This is a genomic window from Streptomyces sp. NPDC002092 (assembly GCF_053593775.1).
Map to the genome: position 1 here is coordinate 104,372 of NZ_JBSFDG010000010.1, position 17,500 is coordinate 121,871.

Below are 17,500 nucleotides of genomic sequence, written 5' to 3' on the forward strand. Positions count from 1 at the left end.
AACAAGTGTCGCGTGTACCCCACCAGTTCACCCGCACAGCTATGAACGAACGAGAACCAACTCTTTCGGATTGATGCCACACATGACAACATTTCAACTAAGTGCGCCCCTCGCGTGCCGACGTACGCTCCTCCTACGCTCCTTCACGGAGACGGGCGCTGCACGCACGCTGGGGATTACAGCCAGAAGTGGGACGTTCTTGCGGAGGCTCGGGTCATGGCATCAAGTCGCGTCGAGTTCGCGACAGCAACCCCCGACATGCCGGCTTGGGAGGGCTCTGCGCAGGAGGCACTGGAACAGCTGTCAGGTGCACGCGGTATTCAGGAACCGCTGAATCGGTTCGCACCGCCTTCGGTGCGAACCGAATTGCGAAAATGCCCGTCTTCGATCGGTTGCGCAAGCAGGCCGAGTTCGTGCGGTGCAGAAGGACGCCGTCACCACACAGGAGGCAGCCGTGTTGTTGGACACCTTCCAACTACCCACTTTCTACATGCCGTTCAAGACCAGGGTGAACCCGCACTTGGAGGACGTCCGTCCACGCGTCCGCGCCTGGGCATGGTCATTAGGCCTGCTCGAACCACAGCACACCGATTCACACCACGGCGGGTGGAGTGCCGAGGTCTTCGACCGGGCGGACTTCACTCTGTTCACCGCCCTGACCTACCCTCATGCCTCGGCCCAGGAATTGGAGTTGCTGTCCGGCTGGCACAGTGTCATCTGGTGTCTTGACGACGTTTTCCTGCCCTGGTGCGAAGCTCTCGGCAATCGCCGGCGGATCCTGCAGCGCATCGAGCGGCTGATGGCCTTCCTGCCGATAACGGCATATGACTCGGGCCCAGTCCCGGAGCAGCCGCTGGAACGCGCACTCGCAGACCTGTGGCACCGCACAGCCCCCTCGGCGACGCGCTCCTGGCGGATCCTGTACGCCAGGTCCGTACGACGGTTCCTGGAAGCATCGCTGTGGGAAGCGGACAACCTCACACGCGGCCGATTCCCCGACCTCATCGAGCAGACGGAAATGCGCCGGGATTACGGGGCGGCCGGGTGCAGTGCACTTTTGATGGAGCACTCACTGGGCTGGGAAATCACCGAGGAAATACGGGGCACCCGCCCCTTCACCGTACTGATCAATGCATTCCGGGACACGGTCGATCTGCACAACGACATCGTGTCCTACCCCAAGGAAGTCCGCGAAGGCGCCGCGAGGAACAACATCGTGCAAGTGGCGCAGGAACTCTACGACATACCCCTCCACTCGGCGGTGTCCCTCGTCGATCGCATCCTGACGGGGCGTGTCAGGACGCTGGACGAAACCGTCAGGACCGACCTCCCGCAAGCACTGCGCGATCTGCACGCGGATCCGACCACCCAGCACGCCGTGCTCAGGCACGCCCGGGCCATCCAGGGCTGGGCTGCGGGCTCCTACCACTGGCACAGGGGCACCGAGCGGTACCGGTCCGCCGCTTGACTCGGGCGGTCCGGCAGCCGCTCGGTGCTCCGCGCCTGCCCAGGGCCGGTCAGTAGCCGCGCCACCAGCGCAGGAAACGGCGCCAGGCGCCCGTGGGACGGACCGGTTCCTGGGGTGCCGGCGCGGCCTGCTGGGGCGGTGCCGCCGGCTCGGGCTCCGCGGCGGCAGCGGCCCGCTCGGGCCGCGCGGTGCCGATCTCCCAGTCGGTGCGCTGCGGCGGGACGGGGGCGTGGCTGGGCTTCGCCTTCACGTCCTGCTGCGGCCTCGGCTCGAAGTACACCGGCAGTTCCACCAGATGCCGGTTCAGGATCGACGTTCGCCAGCGCAACTCTTCTTCGTCGCAGTCGAGTTGTACGTCCGGCAGACGGCTGAGCAGCGCGTCGACGCCGACGTCGGCGATGGCGCGGCCGATGTCCTGGCCCGGGCACTCGTGCGGGCCACCGCTGAAGGCGAGGTGGGAACGGTTGCCCATCATGTTGGCCGACAGGTCGGGGCGGACGCGCGGGTCGACATTGCCCGGCGCGATGCCCAGGAGCAGACCGTCGCCCTTGCGGATGCGCCGTCCGCCCAGCTCGGTGTCCTGCTTGGCGATGTAGGCGAGCTGGGCGCTGAACGGCGGCTCGTCCCACAGGGACTGCTCGACCGCCTGGGGCACCGTCATCTGGCCGCCGTTGAGCTGGGCGCGGAACCCCGGGTCGGTGAGCACCAGCCGCAGCACGTTGGCGAGGAGGTTGGCTGTGGCCTCGTAGGCGGCCATCAGGACGACACGCAGGTGCTGGCCGACCTCCTCGTCGGTGAGCCGCGCCGGGTGGTTGATCAGGTGGCTGGTGAAGTCGTCCTCGGGTTCGGCCCGGCGGCGGGCGGTGAGCCGCATCAGGACCTCCATGATGTACGCGTTGCTGGCGATGGAGGTCTCGGTGCCCTTGAGCATGTCGCGGGCGGCATGCACGATCCGGTCGTTGTACTCCTCGGGCATGCCGAGGATCTGACACATCACCGCCATCGGCAGGTGCTCGGCGAACTGACTGACGAGGTCTGCCCGGCCTTTCTCGCAGAACTTGTTCACGAGGTGCTGGGTCGCACGGTTGATATGGCGGCGGATGCCCCGGTGGTCGATGGTCGACATGGCACCGGTGACCGCGCCGCGCAGCCGCAGGTGCTCGTCGCCCTCGGCGTGGCAGCAGATGGGCTGCCAGGCGACGAGCGGCATGAGCGGGTGGTCCGGCTTGATGGTGCCGTCCTGCAGGGCTGTCCACAAACGGGTGTCCCGGCAGTACTGCGAGGGACTGCTCACCATGTGCAGGTTCTCGCTGTGGCCGAGCACCACCCAGATCGGCACGTCCTCGTGGAGCAGCGCGGGAGCCACGGGGCCGTGTTCGGCCCGGAGCTTCTCGTACACGTCTCCGAGGTCCTCCGCCTCGGGGCCGTACAGGCGGCGCAGCCCGCCGGGACCCATACCGTGCGCGGGGCAGCCAGGGGGTGGACCGGCGAGGGGCTCGTCCGTGCCGGTCGGAAAGAGGGATTCAGGCGTCACGATGATCGCTCCGAAGCTGAAGTGGATCCGGGGTACAGGAAGGAGAGGGGAACTCGTACGGCCGTACGACTCAGGCACTGTGCAGGCGACTCACGTGGACGCCTTCGCCATCGCCAGCGAATGCAGGAAGCGCAGCAGCGTCATCAGGACGTCCCGGCTGGAGGCCCGGCGGCGTGCGTCGCAGTCGATGATCGGGATCTCCTCGGCCAGGTCGAGCGCGGTGCGTAGTTCGGCGATGGGATAACGGGGCGCGTCGGGGAAGGAGTTGACGGCCACCACGAAGGGCACGCCACGTTCCTCCAGCCGTCCTATGACGTCGAAGCTGACCTCGAGCCGCCGGGTGTCGATCAGCACGACCGCGCCCAGCGCGCCCTCGAACAGCCCGTTCCACAGGAACCAGAAGCGTTCCTGGCCGGGGGTGCCGAAGAGGTAGAGCACCAGTTGGTCGGTGATGCTGATGCGGCCGAAGTCCATGGCCACGGTGGTGGCCGTCTTGGACTCGGAACCGTAGTTGTCGTCGACCCCGACGCCGGCCTGCGTCATGGTCTCCTCGGTGGTCAGCGGCCTGATCTCGCTGACCGAGCCGACCATCGTCGTCTTGCCGACTCCGAAGCCGCCCACGATCACGATCTTCACCGCGGCCTGGGCCGTGTGCGGCAGATGATCCGCTGTTCGTGGTCCGGGGATGGTGTCAGAGCCTTTGAAGTCCATGCATCACCGCTTCGAGAAGGGAACGGTCGGGGAGCGCCTGCCGGACGATCGGGGCGCGCGCCTGCACCAGTTCTGCTGTCAGCATCTCGGTAAGCAGCACGGTCACCACGCTGAACGGCAGACTCAGATACGCCGAGAGCTCGGCCACCGAGAGCGGGGCCGTGCACAGCCGGAGCATCGCCGTCTGCTCCGGGGTGGCGGAAGGCGGCGGGTCGGCGCGCGCCACGATTAACGTGACCAGGTCGATGTCGGCGCGTTCCCCGTCCGGCCCGGCGACGACGTAGAGCCGCTCGGGGGCCTTCGTGTCACCCTCCTGGCTTTCCTTGGAGGATGTCGGGGGAGGTTCCGGGATTTCCTGACTGGGGTATCGCCGCCGGCGTTGCGGAGGAGTCATACGGTCTGCCCGTTGCGCCGGGGCGGGCTGGTGAGGTGGGCCCCGATCCGTACGACGAGATCGCGCATGCGGTTGCTCATCAGACCGGGTTCGGCGACCACGTCGGAGAGCACCGCGAGGTAGGCGTTGGCTCCGGCGGCCATCAGATAGAAGTAGCCGTCGTTGATCTCGATGATGACCAGCTTCATCCGGCCGTCGCTGCCCGGGATCTCATGGGCGACGGCGCCCGCCAGGCTCTGCAGTCCCGCGCAGGCCGCGGCGACGCGGTCGGCGGCGTCCGGATCGCCCCCGTAGCGAGCGATGCGCAGGCCGTCGGCGGAGAGCACCACGATCATCTCGATGCCCGGTACTCCGTCGGCGAGATCCTTGAGCATCCAGTCGAAGTTGGCTCGCTGCTGGATCACTTTTGGTCCCTCTCGTCGTCGGCCTCGATACGGGCCGGCTCGTTGGTCGGCTGGGTGAATGAGGTCGGGTCCGGGTCGCCCTTGAGGCCCTCCCAGAACGCCTCGACCCACAGCCCGGGTTCGGTTTCCTTGGTCTCCGGCTCCGGCTCGGGCACGGGCGTCGCCCAGGCGGGCCTGCTCGCCCGGGCCTCCCGCTCGGCCGCTTCGGCGGCGGCCTGTTCGGCGAGCCGCTGGCTGAGCGGGATCTTGACCCGGCTGCGGCGCTGCGGCAGGCCGCCCGCGGTCCACTCCGTGACCTCGGGGATCTCGTCCTCCATGGACACGCCGGCCGGGATGCGCGGGCTGGTGGGACGCCGCCTCTTCGGTGCGCGCTGGGGACCTTCGAGCGCACCGAGTTCGAGCTTGGGCGCCGCGGTGGCGCCGATGCCGTGGGCGAGGCCGGGCGCCTCGTCGCCGGTCACCATCACCCGCGGGATGACGAGGACGGCGCGGACACCGCCGTACGCGGAGGCACGCAGCGAGATCTGCATGTCGAACGCCTTGCACAGGCGGCCCACGACGGCCAGGCCCAGTCGGGGGGAGTCACCGAGTTCCTGGAGGTCGACGCCGGCCTTGGCGCGCTCCAGCATGGTCTCGGCCTTGGCGCGGGCCTCCTCGCTGAGGCTGACGCCGGCGTCCTCGATCTCGATGGCGATGCCGGTCTGCACCTCGGTCGCGATGACGTGCACCTTGGTCTGCGGCGGCGAGTAGCGCGTGGCGTTGTCGAGGAGTTCGGCGCAGGCGTGGATGACCGGCTCGACGGAGATGCCGCGGATGTTGACCTTGGCGATGTTGTCGAGCGAGATGCGCCGGTACTCCAGGATCCGGGACATGGCGCCGCGCAGCACGCTGTACAGCGGTACGGGCTGCGGCCACTGGCGTCCGGGGCGGCCGCCGCCGAGCACCGCGATGGAGTCGGCGAGGCGGCCGATCAGGGCGGTGCCGTGGTCGATGCGCAGGAGGTCGTCGAAGACCTCGGGGTTGCGGCCGTGGTCCTCCTCCATCTCCCGGAGTTCCTTGGCCTGTTGGTGCACGATCGCCTGGACGCGGCGGGCGATGTTGACGAACGAGCGCGCCGAGGAGTCCCGCAGGGCTTCCTCGGTGTCGATGATGTCGAGCATCCGCCTGACCAGCGCCACCTGGGCCTTGGGCAGGTCGCGGTAGGCGGGGTCGATGTCGCCGAGGAGATTGACCACGTCTCTGGGCGTGTGCCCGCCGCGCAGGTACTCGATGGCGATCGGGACGATCTCGTGCGAGAGGCGGTGGACCTCCTGTTCGTGTCCGGCGATCCGCCCTTCCATGTACGCACGGTGACGGGCGCTTTCCTCGCGCTCCGCCTGCAGGGCGCGGCCGCGGCGTACCGCTTCGGCCGCCGTCGCGATCACCAGGAGCGTGGCGACGGCGCCACACCACACGACGGCCGCGCGGGCCGGCACGGCCACCAGGGCGACCGCTGCTCCGGTCGCTGCGGCCATCACTATGGCGGGCAGCAACAGCACGCGCGCGTAAGGAAGTTCACGGCGCCCGGGAGGGGATTGAACACTCACCATGTAGGCCCTCTGAAAAGGATCGGCTGGGTGTCTGGGGAGCTTGCAAGTGGGGTACGCATGGGACTGCGCTGGATCTTCGGTATTTTTGGGAACAAGCGCACGAATACACCTCAACTCGGTGCGCTGCGGGCGAGCTTAGTCCGACCGGATCATCGCCGTGTCATATTCAGCAAGCACCTGAAATGGGACCGGACCAAGGGGTACTCTCGGCTCCATTTGCACACTCGGCGGCCATTCGAACACGCTACGTCACCGCGTACAGGCGTACTAAAATCACTCACCGTGACGAATGAAGATCAGCTTCCGTGGTGGTCGGTCAGATGCCGGCGATCCGCAGCGCCGCGTCCGCCGTGGCCTCGGCGAACACCGACACCGGGCGTTCGGGGTCGGAGCGGTGCACAAGGATCACGCCCTCGATCAGACCGAACAACAGGTCCGTACGCAGGTCGAGCTCGTTCTTGGCGAGCGCGCTCCCGGCGGCCGTTCCGGCGAGCAACTGCCGGTAGGCGTCCTTGAGTTCGGCGCGCACGGCATGGAAGCCGGCGAACCGCTCGGCCCGCACCTCGGGCAGCAGATACAGCCCGCCGAGGTTGTGCGGGCCGCCGCACAGCAGCTCCACGTCCGTCCGGCACAGCTCCCACAGCCGGCCCTCGGACGGGGTCGTGTCGTCGGCGAGGAGCTGTCGGGCGTAGGCCAGCGAGGGCGTGACCGTGGACTCCAGCAGCTCGGCGAGGAGTTCCTCCTTGCCGGAGACGTAGTGGTACATGGAGGCCTGCCGCATCCCCGCGCGCTCGGCGACCGCGCGGGTGGTGGTGGCCGCGTAGCCACGGGTGGTGAACAACTCGGCGGCGGCGGCGAGCAGTTCGTCGCGCGGCTGCAGACCACTGTCGGGCCGTTGCGCGGCCCGCGGCCTGCCGACCCGACGGCCGCCTCCTCCACCCGGCGTTCCCATGCGTTCGATCCTCGCACACGGCGGGGCGGGGCGATCTCCGGTGGGCCCGCCGGAGATCCACGGGCGGTCACAGGGGCCTTGGGCGGTCTCCGGTCAAGCTCCGGGCGGCATTCAGGCATCTCTCGGGGCTCCGGCAGCCACCTGGAGGGCCCCGGGCACCGGCCCCCTCCGGTCTCGGGCCATACCGGGCCCACCTCCGGGGCCCGCGGGCGCCTCGGCCCAGCTCCGGAGCCCCGGACACCTCGGTCCACCTGCGGGCCTTCGGACACCTCGGTCCACCTGCGGGACCCCGAGTCACACCGCCCGCTCGCGGAGCCCCACGCACCTCGCCCCACCTCCAGAACCCCCGGACGCCTCGACCCACCACCGGGCCCCCCGAGCAACACCGCCCGCTCGCGAAGCCCCCGGGCGCCTCAACCCACCTCCAGAACCCCCGGGCACCCCGACCCACCACCGGGCCCCCCGAGCAACACCGCCCGCTCGCGAAGCCCCCGGGCGCCTCAACCCACCTCCAGAACCCCGGCCACCTCCACCCATCCGGAACCCCCGTCCAACACCGACCCGCCCCCAGGCCCCCAAGCGGCACAGGAACTCTCCGCGCGGGCCTCGACACCCGCACGGCAGCCTGGACGGGCGCTCGGCAGGGCCCGGCGCAGCCTAGGCTGCCGGCTGTTCGCCTCCGCGGCTCAGGCGTCCCCGGGCGACCCCGGCATCCGCCAGGCGTCCTCGGGCCCCCGGCCACCGCCAGGCGGCACAGCGCAGCCCCGCGGCCTTGGGTGATCTCCCGATGGTCCTCGTGAGGGCTCGGTAACCCGCCGGCAACGCGTGGGCAATGCCCGTGACCCGACCGGCTCCTAATTTCTGTCGGGCGACAGAAACAACCCCGGAAGAGACGACACCGGAGCCGGAGGTCCCGCGATGGCGACAGCGACCACTTACGGAGCCCGCGACCACGCACGCGCCCAGGAGGGCACACACGCCGAGGCCATGCCCGTCGTCCCGGCGGCCGACTGGCCCGATCCGCCGTGCGCGGCGGGCCATCTGGTGTGGGCGGAGACGGTGGCGGGCGGCAACTACACCCACCGGGTGCTCGCCCGCGGCACCGAGCTGCGCCTGACCGACCTCAACGGCGAGGCCTGCGCCCATCTGCTCCTGTTCGTGGCCGACCGGCCCTGGGAGCGGCTGAACGTCGCCGACACGGTGAAGGTCCAGTGGAACGCCTACCTCGGGGAGGGCCGGCTCCTGCTGTCCGACCAGGGGCGCGTGCTCGCGAGTGTCGTCGCCGACACCTCCGGGCGGCACGACGCGCTGTGCGGCACTTCCACCCTCGTACGCAACACGGAGCGGTACGGGGACGGCACCCCGCAATCCGCCTCCCCCGCGGGCCGCGAGCTGTTCAAGCTGGCGGCCGCGAAGAACGGCCTGCAGCCGCGCGACCTGCCGCCGTCGCTGTCGTTCTTCCAGGGCGTGGAGGTGCGTGAGGACGGGTCCCTGGACTTCACCGGGTCGGCCGGTCCCGGCGCCGGCGTGACGCTCCGCGCCGAACAGGACCTCACCGTACTGATCGCCAATGTGCCGCACCCGGTCGACCCTCGCCCCGACTACGTCAGCACCCCGCTGGAGGTCCTCGCCTGGCGCGCCGCTCCCACCCCGCCGGGCGACCCGCTGTGGGAGGCCACGCCCGAGGGCCGCCGCGCTTTCCTCAACACCGCCGAATTCCTTGCCGCGAGGGGGCTCGCATGAGCACGACGACCGTGGTTCCCGCCCGCGCCGCCTGGTCATCCGTGATCCGCACGGGCCAGACGCTGACCATCACCGATCTGCACGGCAACCAGGCCGTCGACTTCCTCGTCTACGACGCCCACGACACCTCGGTCCGCTACAGCGCCCCCGACACCATTCACGCGCAGGGCGGCATCTTCCTGACCACGGGCAGCGTGCTGATGTCCAACGAGCACACCCCGCTGATGACGCTGACCGCCGACGACGTGGGCCGCCACGACACGGTCGGCGGCGCCTGCTCCAAGGAGTCGAACACCCTCCGCTACGGCCACCACACCTGGTCGCAGCACGCCTGCGTGGACAACTTCCTCGCGGAGGGCGCGAAGCACGGCCTGGGCAAGCGCGACCTCGTCTCCAACATCAACTGGTACATGAACGTGCCCGTCGAGAAGGACGGCACGCTCGGCATCGTCGACGGCCTCTCGGCGCCGGGCCTGAAGCTGACCCTGCGCGCCGAGTGCGACGTCCTCGTCCTGGTCTCCAACTGCCCCCAGATCAACAACCCGTGCAACGGCTTCGAGCCGACGGCGGTGGAGATGACGATCGGGGCCGCGGCTTCGGGAGCCGGCGCATGAGCTTCGACACGCTGCTGGTCGCCAACCGCGGCGAGATCGCGGTCCGGATCATCCGCACGGCCCGCGAACTCGGCCTGCGCACGGTCGCGGTGTACTCCGATGCGGACCGCTCCGCGCCCCACGTGCGCCTCGCCGACGAGGCGGTACGGCTCGGCCCTGCGCCCGCGAAGGAGTCGTATCTCGACGCCGACCTGGTGCTGAAGGCTGCCAAGGACACCGGCGCGGGCGCGATCCACCCCGGCTACGGCTTCCTGTCCGAGGATGCGGCCTTCGCGCGCCGCTGCGAGGACGCCGGGATCGTGTTCGTCGGCCCGACGCCCCAGCAACTGGAGCTGTTCGGCGCCAAGCACACGGCACGGGCGGCGGCCGAAGCGGCGGGGGTGCCGCTGGCGCCCGGGACGGGCTTGCTGGCCTCCGTGGACGAGGCGCTCGCGCGGGCCGCCGTGATCGGCTACCCGGTCATGCTCAAGGCGACCGGCGGTGGCGGCGGTATCGGTATGTCGGCATGTCGCTCCGCCGATGAACTGACCGACGCCTGGGAGCGGGTGCAGCGCGTCGCCGCCGCCTCCTTCTCCTCGGCAGGTGTCTTCCTGGAGCGGCTCGTCGAGCACGCCCGCCATGTCGAGGTGCAGGTCTTCGGCGACGGCGAGGGCCGGGTCGTCACCTTCGGCGACCGCGACTGCTCCCTCCAGCGCCGCAACCAGAAAGTGCTGGAAGAGGCCCCCGCCCCCGGCCTCCCGGACCATGTACGCGCCCAACTCGCCGCGAGCGCCCGCGACCTGTGCGCCTCGGTCGGCTACCGCTCCGCCGGCACCGTCGAGTTCGTCTACGACGCCGCCCGCGAGGAGGCGTACTTCCTCGAGGTCAACACCCGCCTCCAGGTGGAGCATCCGGTCACGGAGGAGATCTACGGCGTCGACCTCGTCGCCTGGATGCTGCGCCTGGCCCGCGGCGAATCCGATGTCGTACGCGAACCGGGCGCACCCCGCGGCCACGCCGTAGAGGCCCGCCTCTACGCCGAGGACCCCTCGCGCGAACACCGCCCCAGTGCGGGCCTGTTGACGCGGGTCGAGTTCCCGCCGGGCGTCCGCGTCGACGGCTGGGTGGAGACCGGCACCGAGGTGACGACGTCGTACGACCCGATGCTCGCCAAGGTCATCGCCTACGGCCCCGACCGCGCCCACGCGCTCCAGCGACTGGACGAGGCACTGGCCCGCACCCGCGTCGACGGCATCGAGACCAACCTGGGCCTGGTGCGCGCGGCGCTGGACCACCCCGACTTCAGGGCCGCCGCTCACTCCACGGCGACGCTGGCCCGCGTGACCGACCCGACACCACGCATCGAGGTCGTCTCCGGCGGCACCCTCACCACCGTGCAGGACTGGCCGGGCCGCACCGGATACTGGCAGGTCGGTGTGCCGCCGTGCGGTCCGATGGACGACCTGTCCTTCCGGCTCGGCAATCGGGCGCTCGGCAACCAGGAGGGGGCCCCGGGCCTCGAATGCACGCTCCAGGGGCCGTCGTTGAGGTTCACGCACCCGACCACGGTGTGCGTGACGGGAGCCCCGGCCGAGGTCACGGTCGACGGCACGCCCATCGCGCAGTGGGAGCCGGTGACGGTGCCCGCGGGGGCCGTACTGGGGATCGGCGCGCCCACACAGCACGGCCTGCGCACCTATGTGCTCTTCGCCGGCGGCCTGGACGTACCCGCCTTCCTCGGCAGCGCGAGCACCTTCACGCTGGGCCGGTTCGGCGGGCACGGCGGCCGGGCGCTGCGCACGGGCGACGTACTGCACGGCGGTACGGTCACCGACGGCGCTCCGGTGCCTGTGGCGGACCGACCGTCCTTCACCGCCCTGTGGCACCTGGAGGCGGTCGAAGGCCCCCATGCGGCACCGGAGTTCTTCACCGAGGACGACATCCGCGACTTCTACGCCGCCGACTGGAAGGTGCACTTCAACTCGGCCCGCACAGGCGTACGACTGGTCGGCCCCAAGCCGCGCTGGGCGCGCACCGACGGCGGCGAGGCGGGCCTGCACCCGTCCAACATCCACGACACCCCGTACTCCGTCGGCGCCGTCGACTACACCGGCGACATGCCCGTGCTGCTCGGCCCGGACGGCCCCTCGCTCGGCGGGTTCGTCTGCCCGGCGACGGTCCTGAGCGGCGAGCGGTGGAAGCTGGGCCAGCTGCGCCCGGGCGACACGGTGCGCTTCGCTCCGGTGACCGTGGACGGCTCGCCCCGCGCGGACATCGTCGACGGCGGCGTACTGGCCCGCGACGGCGACATCACCTACCGCCGCAGCGGCGACGACAACCTGCTGGTCGAATTCGGGCCCATGCAGCTCGACCTGGCGCTGCGCATGCGCGTCCACGCGCTGATGGAGGCGGTGGCCGAGGAGGGCCCCGAAGGCATCACGGACCTCACACCGGGCATCCGCTCCCTGCAGATCCGGACGGACCCGAGCCGCCTGCCGCAGCACGAACTCCTCGCCACCGTACGGGAGATCACGGCGACGCTGCCGCCCACGGACGAACTCGTCGTCCCCTCCCGCACCGTCCATCTCCCCCTCTCCTGGGACGACCCGGCGACCCGCGAGGCGATCGCCCGCTACATGGCGGGCGTCCGTGACGACGCCCCCTGGTGCCCGTGGAACATCGAGTTCATCCGCCGGGTCAACGGCCTGGAGTCGGTGAACGACGTGTACGACACGGTCTTCGACGCGGAGTACCTCGTCCTGGGCCTGGGAGACGTGTACCTGGGCGCCCCCGTGGCGACCCCGCTCGACCCCCGCCACCGGCTGGTGACCACGAAGTACAACCCGGCACGCACCTGGACCGCCGAGAACTCGGTCGGCATCGGCGGGGCCTACCTGTGCGTCTACGGCATGGAGGGCCCGGGCGGCTACCAGTTCGTGGGCCGTACGACGCAGGTGTGGTCGGGGTGGCAGCAGCGCGGCGCGTTCGAGCCGGGCTCGCCCTGGCTGCTGCGCTTCTTCGACCGCATCCGGTGGTATCCGGTGGACGCGGACGAACTCCTCGGCCTGCGCGCCGACATCACCTCCGGGCGCTTCGTGCCGCGCATCGAGGACGGCACCTTCTCGCTCGCCGAGTACCAGGCCTTCCTGGACGAGAACGCCGCGTCGATCGGTGAGTTCCGGGCCCGGCAGCAGAGGGCCTTCGCCGCGGAGCGGGACGCGTGGGAGGCCGCCGGCGAGTTCACCCGGGCCGAGGCGGCGGCCGCACCGGCCGCTCCCCCGGCCGAGGTGACCGTCCCGGCGGGCGGCCGCCTGGTGGAGGCCGAGTTCGCCGCGTCCGTGTGGCAGTTGAATGTGGCTGCCGGCGACGAGGTGAGCGCCGGGCAGCCGCTGCTAGCGCTGGAGGCGATGAAGATGGAGTCCAGGGTGCACGCGCCGGTGGACGGCGTGGTGGCGGAGATCCTGGCCCGGCCGGGCGACCAGGTGGAGGCGGGGACGGCACTTCTCGTCCTGGCCCCGGCGGCCCACTGAACCACACCGAGGAGCAAGAGATGTCCGCTGTGAACCGTGTCCGTGCCGCCTACGCCCGCATCGAGGCGGTGGACCGTCCCGAGATCTGGATCGACCTGCGTCCGCAGGCCGAGGTGGAGGCGGACGCGGGCGCCGTTGACGCCCGCGTGGCGGCGGGTGAGCGACTGCCCCTTGCCGGACGCCTGTTCGCGGCGAAGGGCAACATCGACGTGGCCGGGCTGCCCACCACCGCGGGCTGCCCGGCGTACGCCTACCAGCCCGAGGCGGACGCGCCGGTCGTCGCCCGACTGCGCGCGGCGGGCGCGCTCGTGCTGGGCACGACGAACCTGGACCAGTTCGCGACGGGCCTGGTGGGCACGCGCTCACCCCACGGCCCGGTCCGCAACGCGCACGATCCGGCCAGGATCAGCGGCGGCTCCAGCTCCGGCTCGGCCGTCGCCGTGGCGCTGGGCATCGTCGACCTCGCGCTGGGCACGGACACCGCGGGCTCGGGCCGGGTCCCGGCCGCGTTCAACGGCATCGTCGGCCTGAAACCGACCCGCGGTCTGGTCCCGACGGCGGGAGTGGTCCCGGCCTGTGCCTCCATCGACTGCGTGACGGTGTTCGCCCGCACCCTCCCGGAGGCCGAGCAGGCGCTGTCCTTCATGACCTCCCCGCCGGACCGCGAACTCCCCCCGCTCCCCCAGCGCGCCCCCGGCCCCTGGCGCGTCGCGGTCCCGCCCCGGGACCAGCTCGGCGAGCTGGACGAGGGCTGGGCGGAGGCGTACGAGGCGGCGGTACGGCAGCTCGAAGCCGCCGGAGCCGACCTCCGCACCCTCGATCTGACCCCGTTCACCGAGGCCGCGGCGATGCTCTACGAGGGCGCGTTCGTCGCCGAGCGCTACACGGCGGTCGGCAGCTTTGTCGACAAGGCGCTCGCGGACGGCATCGAGGGTCTGGACCCCACCGTCGCCGGCATCATCACCCGAGCCCGCGACATCCCGGCCCACCGGCTCTACGCCGACGCCGACCGCCTCGCCGCCCTGCGCGCCCGCGCCCTCGCGGAACTGGCCGACGCGGACGCCCTGCTGCTGCCCACCACCCCGGGCCATCCGACCCTCGCCGAGGTGGCCGCCGATCCGCTGGGCGCCAATGCCCGCCTGGGCCGCTTCACCAACTCCACCAACCTCTTCGACCTGGCCGCTGTCGCCGTCCCGGCGGGCGAGGTGAACAGCCTGCCGTTCGGCGTGATGCTGATCGGCCCGGCATTCACGGACGACCGCCTGGCGCGGATCGCCGCCCTGCTCCGGCCGGACACCAAGGTGGCGGTGGTCGGCGCGCATCTGACGGGCCAGCCCCTCAACCCCCAACTCCTCGCCCTGGGCGCCCGTCTGGACCGTACGACCACCACCGCCCCCGCCTACCGCCTGCACGCCCTGCACACGACGCCCCCGAAGCCGGGCCTCGTGCACGTCGGCGAGGGCGGCACGGCGATCGAGGCGGAGGTCTGGGCCCTCCCCGCGGAGGGCCTGGGCCGCCTGCTGGCAGGCCTCCCCCGCCCGATGACCCTGGGCAGCGTAGAACTGGCGGACGGCACCCAAGTCCCCGGCTTCCTGTGCGAACCGTCCGCCCTGACGGACGCCGAGGACATCACGTCGTACGGAAGCTGGCGGAACTACTTGAACGCCGGGTAGAACGCCCTCCAGGGGCGCGCCAGAGGAACCTCACCCCACCGACGAGTAGGCCACAACACCCCGCAGCAGCAGATCGACCGCCTTGCGGGCGTTCTTCGCGACCGTCGAGCTCTCCCCGCCGGAGACGGGGGCCGCCGCCGAGATCTGCCCGAGCACGTCGATGACCTGCTTGCACCACCGCACGAAGTCCCCGGCCGGCATCTCGGCCTCCCGCAGCACCTCGTCGAGCCCCTTGCCGCTGGCCCACATATAGGCGGCCCAGGCGAACCCGAGGTCCGGTTCCCGCTGTCCCACACCCTCGGTCTGGGTGATCCGGAAGTCCTCCTCAAGGGCGTCCAGCCGCCCCCAGATCCGCACCATCTCCCCCAGCGCGGCCTTCGCCTTGCCGGAGGGCAGCTTCGGCGCCATGGCGTCGTCGCCCACCCGTGCCTCGTACACCAACGCCGAGACGCAGGCGGCCAGTTCGGCGGGGGCGAGCCCGTTCCACACACCTTCCCGCAGGCACTCACTGGCCAGCAGGTCGAGTTCGCCGTACAGCCGTGCCAGCCGCTTGCCGTGCTCGGTGACCTCGTCACCGCGCAGGTAGTCCAGCTCGGTCAGCAGCGCCACGATCCGGTCGAAGGTCCGCGCGATCGTGTTCGTGCGGCCCTCGATACGGCGCTCCAGCTGCGAGGTGTCCCGCAGCAGCCGGTGATAGCGCTCGGCCCAACGTGCATGGTCCTCACGCTCGTCGCACCCATGGCAGGGGTGCGCGCGAAGGGCCGTCCGCAGCCTTGCGATCTCCCGGTCGTCGGCCGCCTGGGAGCGCCTCTTGCGGGCCCGCTCCGGCGGAATGTGCCCGGCCTTGGTGCGCAGCGCGGAGGCGAGGTCCCTGCGGGACTGCGGGGAGCGCGGGTTGAAGGACTTCGGGATGCGCATCCGCTCCAGCGCCTCGACCGGCACCGGGAAGTCCATCGAGGCGAGCCGCTTGACCTGCCGCTCGGCGGTCAGGACCAGCGGACGCGGCCCGTCGTGGTGCTCGAAGCCCCGGTGGCCGTTGGAACGCCCGGCCGGCAGCCCCGGGTCCAGCACCAGCGCCAGACCGGCGTACTTGCCCGTCGGCACATGGATGACGTCACCCGGCTTGAGCTTCTCCAGCGCGACGGCGGCCTCGGCACGCCGCTCGGCCGCACCCTGCCGGGCCAGCTCGTTCTCCCGGTCCTTGAGCTCGCGGCGCAGCCGCGCGTACTCCTCGAAGTCGCCCAGGTGGCAGGTCATGGAGGCCTTGTAGCCCTCCAGGCCCTCCTCGTTGCGCTGCACCTGCCGGGAGATCCCGACGACCGACTTGTCGGCCTGGAACTGCGCGAAGGACGTCTCGAGGAGCTCACGCGAGCGGTGCCGGCCGAACTGCTCGACCAGGTTGACCGCCATGTTGTACGACGGCTTGAAGCTGGAGCGCAGCGGGTACGTGCGCGTGCCGGCGAGGCCGGCGAGGTGCTCGGGGCTCATCCCGCGCTGCCACAGGACGACGGCGTGCCCCTCGACGTCGATGCCGCGCCGGCCCGCACGGCCGGTCAGCTGCGTGTACTCGCCGGGTGTGATGTCGGCGTGCTGCTCTCCGTTCCACTTGACGAGCTTCTCCAACACCACCGAGCGCGCGGGCATGTTGATGCCGAGCGCAAGGGTCTCGGTGGCGAACACGGCCTTGACCAGCCCGCGTACGAACAGCTCCTCGACGACCTCCTTGAACGTCGGCAGCATGCCCGCGTGGTGGGCGGCGATACCGCGCTCCAGTCCCTCCAGCCACTCGTAGTACCCGAGGACGTGCAGGTCCTCGGTGGGGATGGCGGCGGTGCGCTCCTCGACGAGGTCGCGGACCTTCGCGCGCGCCTCGTCGTCGTTGAGCCGCAGCCCGGCGTACAGACACTGCTGTACGGCGGCTTCGCAGGCGGCGCGGCTGAAGATGAAGGTGATGGCGGGCAGCAGGCCCTCGGCGTCGAGCCGCTCGATGACCTCGGGGCGCCCCGGGGTCCACACCCGCGAGCGCTGTCTGCGCTCCCGCTCGCGGTCGGCCTCGCGCATCGCCCGGCCCCGTCTGCGGTCCTGGTACGAGGGCCGCTGGGCCTCCATCCGGGCCAGGCGGGTGAGGTCGGGGTTGACGGCCTTCTTGTGGCCCTCGCCCTCCTCGAACAGGTCGTACATCCGGCGCCCGGCGAGCACGTGCTGGAACAGCGGCACGGGCCGGTGCTCGGAGACGATCACCTCGGTGTCGCCACGGACGGTGTCGAGCCAGTCACCGAACTCCTCGGCGTTGGACACCGTCGCCGACAGGGACACCAGAGTCACCGACTCGGGCAGGTGGATGATCACCTCTTCCCATACGGCGCCGCGGAAGCGGTCGGAGAGGTAGTGCACCTCGTCCATGACCACGTAGCCGAGGCCGAGGAGGGTCTGCGAGCCCGCGTACAGCATGTTCCGCAGCACCTCGGTGGTCATCACGACCACCGGGGCGTCGGGGTTGATGCTGTTGTCGCCGGTGAGCAGTCCGACCATGCCGTCCCCGTAACGGCGGCACAGGTCGGCGTACTTCTGGTTGGACAGCGCCTTGATGGGTGTCGTGTAGAAGCACTTCTTGCCCTGCATCAGGGCGAGGTGGACGGCGAACTCGCCCACGATCGTCTTGCCGGAGCCGGTGGGCGCTGCGACCAGCACGCCCTTGCCCGCTTCGAGCGCCTGGCAGGCCTCTATCTGGAAGGGGTCGAGGCCGAAGTCGTACATCTCGCGGAAGGAGGCGAGCGCGGTGGCCTGCTCGGCAGCGCGCCTGCGGGCAGCCGCGTACCGCTCAGCCGGGGAGAGGTCCTCTGTCATCGTGCTTTCGAGCGTACCGGGCCGCACTGACAACAGGACGATCATTATCCGTTCCGGGCTTC

Annotated in this window: 12 protein-coding genes; 5 read left to right on the forward strand and 7 right to left on the reverse strand. The window is 70.8% G+C overall.

Annotated elements, in window-relative coordinates:
- Window positions 1-454 precede the first annotated feature (454 nt).
- Entirely contained in the window at window positions 455-1,468 is a 1,014-nt protein-coding gene (locus ACWCRD_RS23705) for a terpene synthase family protein (protein WP_450967779.1), read from the forward strand.
- 49 nt (window positions 1,469-1,517) lie between these two features.
- Here the strand turns inward: ACWCRD_RS23705 and ACWCRD_RS23710 are convergent, their stop codons facing one another.
- From ACWCRD_RS23710 to ACWCRD_RS23735, 6 genes are all read right to left on the reverse strand, one after another.
- A complete protein-coding gene (locus ACWCRD_RS23710) occupies window positions 1,518-3,002 on the reverse strand; it encodes a cytochrome P450 (protein WP_450967780.1) in 1,485 nt (494 codons plus the stop codon).
- A gap of 90 nt (window positions 3,003-3,092) precedes the next feature.
- Window positions 3,093-3,713: a GTP-binding protein gene (locus ACWCRD_RS23715; protein ID WP_450967781.1), complete on the reverse strand. Its 621-nt coding sequence runs from the start codon at window positions 3,711-3,713 to the stop codon at window positions 3,093-3,095.
- Window positions 3,694-4,107, reverse strand: a complete 414-nt coding sequence (locus ACWCRD_RS23720) for a DUF742 domain-containing protein (RefSeq protein WP_450967782.1) — start codon at window positions 4,105-4,107, stop codon at window positions 3,694-3,696. Before ACWCRD_RS23720 ends, ACWCRD_RS23715 begins: the two co-directional genes overlap by 20 nt.
- Window positions 4,104-4,511 (reverse strand): roadblock/LC7 domain-containing protein, encoded by a 408-nt coding sequence (locus ACWCRD_RS23725; protein WP_450967783.1) that lies wholly within the window; start codon window positions 4,509-4,511, stop codon window positions 4,104-4,106. The genes ACWCRD_RS23720 and ACWCRD_RS23725 overlap by 4 nt, the downstream gene beginning before the upstream one ends.
- Window positions 4,508-6,100, reverse strand: a complete 1,593-nt coding sequence (locus ACWCRD_RS23730) for a sensor histidine kinase (protein ID WP_450967784.1) — start codon at window positions 6,098-6,100, stop codon at window positions 4,508-4,510. The genes ACWCRD_RS23725 and ACWCRD_RS23730 overlap by 4 nt, the downstream gene beginning before the upstream one ends.
- 316 nt (window positions 6,101-6,416) lie before the next feature.
- On the reverse strand, window positions 6,417-7,052 hold the full coding sequence (locus ACWCRD_RS23735; RefSeq protein WP_450967785.1) for a TetR/AcrR family transcriptional regulator: 636 nt from the start codon (window positions 7,050-7,052) through the stop codon (window positions 6,417-6,419).
- Between the two features lie 918 nt (window positions 7,053-7,970).
- Between ACWCRD_RS23735 and ACWCRD_RS23740 the strand changes: the two genes are divergently transcribed.
- Genes ACWCRD_RS23740 through atzF form a run of 4 tightly spaced genes read left to right on the forward strand, consistent with a single transcriptional unit; the run spans window position 7,971 to window position 14,591 of the window.
- On the forward strand, window positions 7,971-8,795 hold the full coding sequence (locus ACWCRD_RS23740; RefSeq protein WP_450967786.1) for an urea amidolyase associated protein UAAP1: 825 nt from the start codon (window positions 7,971-7,973) through the stop codon (window positions 8,793-8,795).
- On the forward strand, window positions 8,792-9,409 hold the full coding sequence (locus tag ACWCRD_RS23745) for an urea amidolyase associated protein UAAP2 (RefSeq protein ID WP_450967787.1): 618 nt from the start codon (window positions 8,792-8,794) through the stop codon (window positions 9,407-9,409). Before ACWCRD_RS23740 ends, ACWCRD_RS23745 begins: the two co-directional genes overlap by 4 nt.
- Entirely contained in the window at window positions 9,406-12,918 is a 3,513-nt protein-coding gene (locus ACWCRD_RS23750; RefSeq protein WP_450967788.1) for a 5-oxoprolinase/urea amidolyase family protein, read from the forward strand. The genes ACWCRD_RS23745 and ACWCRD_RS23750 overlap by 4 nt, the downstream gene beginning before the upstream one ends.
- A gap of 20 nt (window positions 12,919-12,938) precedes the next feature.
- Window positions 12,939-14,591 carry an allophanate hydrolase gene (atzF, locus tag ACWCRD_RS23755; RefSeq protein ID WP_450967789.1) on the forward strand — a complete coding sequence of 551 codons (1,653 nt, stop codon included), beginning with the start codon at window positions 12,939-12,941 and terminating at the stop codon, window positions 14,589-14,591.
- Window positions 14,592-14,621: 30 nt separating this feature from the next.
- Here atzF and ACWCRD_RS23760 read toward each other — a convergent pair whose 3' ends face one another.
- On the reverse strand, window positions 14,622-17,483 hold the full coding sequence (locus ACWCRD_RS23760) for a DEAD/DEAH box helicase (RefSeq protein ID WP_450967790.1): 2,862 nt from the start codon (window positions 17,481-17,483) through the stop codon (window positions 14,622-14,624).
- Between the last annotated feature and the right edge of the window lie 17 nt (window positions 17,484-17,500).